General features: G+C 52.5%; 3 protein-coding genes and 2 tRNA genes. All 5 read left to right on the top strand.

The genetic code is table 11. The features are described from left to right. Nucleotides 1-25 precede the first annotated feature (25 nt). The 5 genes from ACIP8I_RS26840 (at nucleotide 26) to nusG (ending at nucleotide 2,465) form a co-directional block, all read left to right on the top strand. Nucleotides 26-101 (top strand) — tRNA-Thr (locus tag ACIP8I_RS26840). A gap of 84 nt (nucleotides 102-185) precedes the next feature. Beyond that, nucleotides 186-1,379 carry an elongation factor Tu gene (tuf, locus tag ACIP8I_RS26835; protein WP_024164425.1) on the top strand — a complete coding sequence of 398 codons (1,194 nt, stop codon included), beginning with the start codon at nucleotides 186-188 and terminating at the stop codon, nucleotides 1,377-1,379. A 53-nt stretch (nucleotides 1,380-1,432) separates the two neighbouring features. Next, nucleotides 1,433-1,508 (top strand) — tRNA-Trp (locus ACIP8I_RS26830). 45 nt (nucleotides 1,509-1,553) lie between these two features. Further along, nucleotides 1,554-1,922, top strand: coding sequence for a preprotein translocase subunit SecE (gene secE / locus ACIP8I_RS26825; RefSeq protein WP_007962231.1), 369 nt, complete (start codon nucleotides 1,554-1,556; stop codon nucleotides 1,920-1,922). A 9-nt stretch (nucleotides 1,923-1,931) separates the two neighbouring features. Then, a complete protein-coding gene (gene nusG / locus ACIP8I_RS26820; protein ID WP_025113545.1) occupies nucleotides 1,932-2,465 on the top strand; it encodes a transcription termination/antitermination protein NusG in 534 nt (177 codons plus the stop codon). Nucleotides 2,466-2,642 lie beyond the last annotated feature (177 nt).

Raw genomic sequence — 2,642 nt, 5'->3', positions numbered from 1 at the left:
GTTTGCAGGTTGTGCAAAGTGTTACGCTCTTGTAGCTCAGTTGGTAGAGCACACCCTTGGTAAGGGTGAGGTCAGCGGTTCAAATCCGCTCAAGAGCTCCATATGACAAGGCAGATATGAAAATATCTGCCTTTGTTTTAATGGTAGATATCGTTCGTCTAATTCTTCTGTTGAGGGTGTTATCGATGGCTAAGGAAAAATTTGATCGTTCCCTGCCCCACGTCAACGTAGGGACCATTGGTCACGTTGACCACGGTAAAACCACTCTGACCGCTGCTCTGACTCGCGTCTGCTCCGAAGTTTTCGGTTCGGCCGTAGTTGAATTCGACAAGATCGACAGCGCTCCAGAAGAAAAAGCTCGCGGTATCACCATCAACACCGCACACGTTGAGTACAACTCGCTGATCCGTCACTACGCTCACGTTGACTGCCCAGGTCACGCTGACTATGTGAAGAATATGATCACCGGTGCTGCTCAAATGGACGGCGCTATTCTGGTTTGCTCGGCCGCTGATGGTCCGATGCCACAAACCCGTGAGCACATCCTGTTGTCCCGTCAGGTAGGCGTTCCGTACATCGTGGTTTTCCTGAATAAGGCTGACCTGGTAGACGACGCTGAGCTGCTGGAACTGGTTGAGATGGAAGTTCGCGACCTGCTGTCCACCTACGACTTCCCGGGCGATGACACTCCAATCATCATCGGTTCGGCTCGTATGGCGCTGGAAGGCAAAGACGACAACGAGATGGGTACCACTGCCGTCAAGAAACTGGTTGAAACTCTGGACAGCTACATCCCAGAGCCAGTTCGTATGATCGACAAGCCATTCCTGATGCCAATCGAAGACGTATTCTCGATCTCGGGTCGCGGTACTGTTGTGACTGGTCGTATCGAGCGCGGTATCGTTCGCGTTCAAGATGCTCTGGAAATCGTTGGTCTGCGTGACACCACCACCACCACCTGCACCGGTGTTGAGATGTTCCGCAAGCTGCTCGACGAAGGTCGTGCTGGCGAGAACTGCGGCGTTCTGCTGCGTGGTACCAAGCGTGACGACGTTGAGCGTGGTCAGGTTCTGGTCAAGCCAGGTTCGGTTAAGCCGCACACCAAGTTCACTGCAGAAGTTTATGTTCTGAGCAAGGAAGAAGGCGGCCGTCACACTCCGTTCTTCAAAGGCTACCGTCCACAGTTCTACTTCCGTACTACTGACGTGACTGGTAACTGCGAGCTGCCAGAAGGCGTTGAAATGGTAATGCCAGGTGACAACATTCAGATGACTGTTACCCTGATCAAAACCATCGCGATGGAAGACGGTCTGCGTTTCGCTATCCGTGAAGGCGGTCGTACCGTCGGCGCTGGCGTCGTAGCCAAAATCATCGAATAAGCGGTTGTAATGTATTTTTCGGGCCGGCATAATGGTCGGCCTGATTTTGTTTTAGGTCAGTAGCTCAATTGGCAGAGCGACGGTCTCCAAAACCGTAGGTTGGGGGTTCGATTCCCTCCTGACCTGCCAGATTCACTCGGTGTGTCTGGCTTTCTTTTCACAGGATCTTCATAGATGACTCCTAAGGCTGAAGCTCAAGGCTCTCGCTTCGATCTGCTCAAGTGGCTTGTAGTAGTTGCTTTGGTGGTTGTTGGCGTTGTTGGCAATCAGTATTACGCTGCTTCGCCGATCCTGTACCGTGTACTCGCTTTGCTCGTCATTGCTGCTGTAGCTGCCTTTGTAGGCCTGCAGACTGCAAAGGGCAAGTCGTTCTTTGTACTGGTTAAGGAAGCGCGCACCGAGATTCGTAAAGTCGTATGGCCAACTCGCCAGGAAACCACGCAGACTACGTTGATCGTTGTTGCTGTGGTTATCGTTATGGCGTTGCTGTTGTGGGGTGTTGATTCCCTGCTCGGCTGGCTTGTTTCCTTGATTGTCGGCTAAGGGTGTCCCGTGGCTAAGCGTTGGTACGTTGTGCATGCTTACTCGGGTTACGAGAAGCATGTCATGCGCTCGCTGATTGAGCGCGTTAAGCTGGCTGGCATGGAAGATGGCTTCGGCGAAATTCTGGTTCCCACTGAAGAAGTGGTTGAAATGCGTAATGGCCAGAAGCGCAAAAGCGAACGCAAGTTCTTCCCAGGCTATGTGCTGGTACAGATGGATATGAACGAGGGTACTTGGCACTTGGTCAAGGATACTCCTCGGGTGATGGGCTTCATCGGCGGTACTGCCGACAAGCCTGCGCCAATCACCGACAAAGAGGCGGAAGCCATTCTGCGTCGTGTGGCCGATGGTAGTGATAAGCCGAAGCCGAAGACTCTGTTTGAGCCGGGTGAAGTGGTTCGTGTTACTGACGGTCCGTTCGCTGACTTTAACGGCACCGTCGAAGAAGTTAACTACGAAAAGAGCCGTGTCCAGGTGGCAGTGCTTATTTTCGGTCGCTCTACCCCGGTAGAGTTGGAGTTCAGTCAGGTCGAAAAGGTCTAACTGAACAAGCATCCCAACCCCGCAGCCCTAGGCTGTGGGGTTTTGTCGTCACTGGGATAAACGCGCAAGTAACCGGGGAGCCTTTCGAGGCGTTCTAACCCGTAATTGGAGTGCCTCAAGGCAAAGAAGATTAACGCTTAAATCAAGCTGAAAGTGAAGGACGCTAATACTAACCCA

The sequence above is a fragment of the Pseudomonas sp. NPDC088414 genome, assembly GCF_044753325.1.
GTDB lineage: Bacteria > Pseudomonadota > Gammaproteobacteria > Pseudomonadales > Pseudomonadaceae > Aquipseudomonas.
Note: the sequence above shows the minus strand (reverse complement) of the source record. Positions and strands in the feature narration are given on the sequence as shown.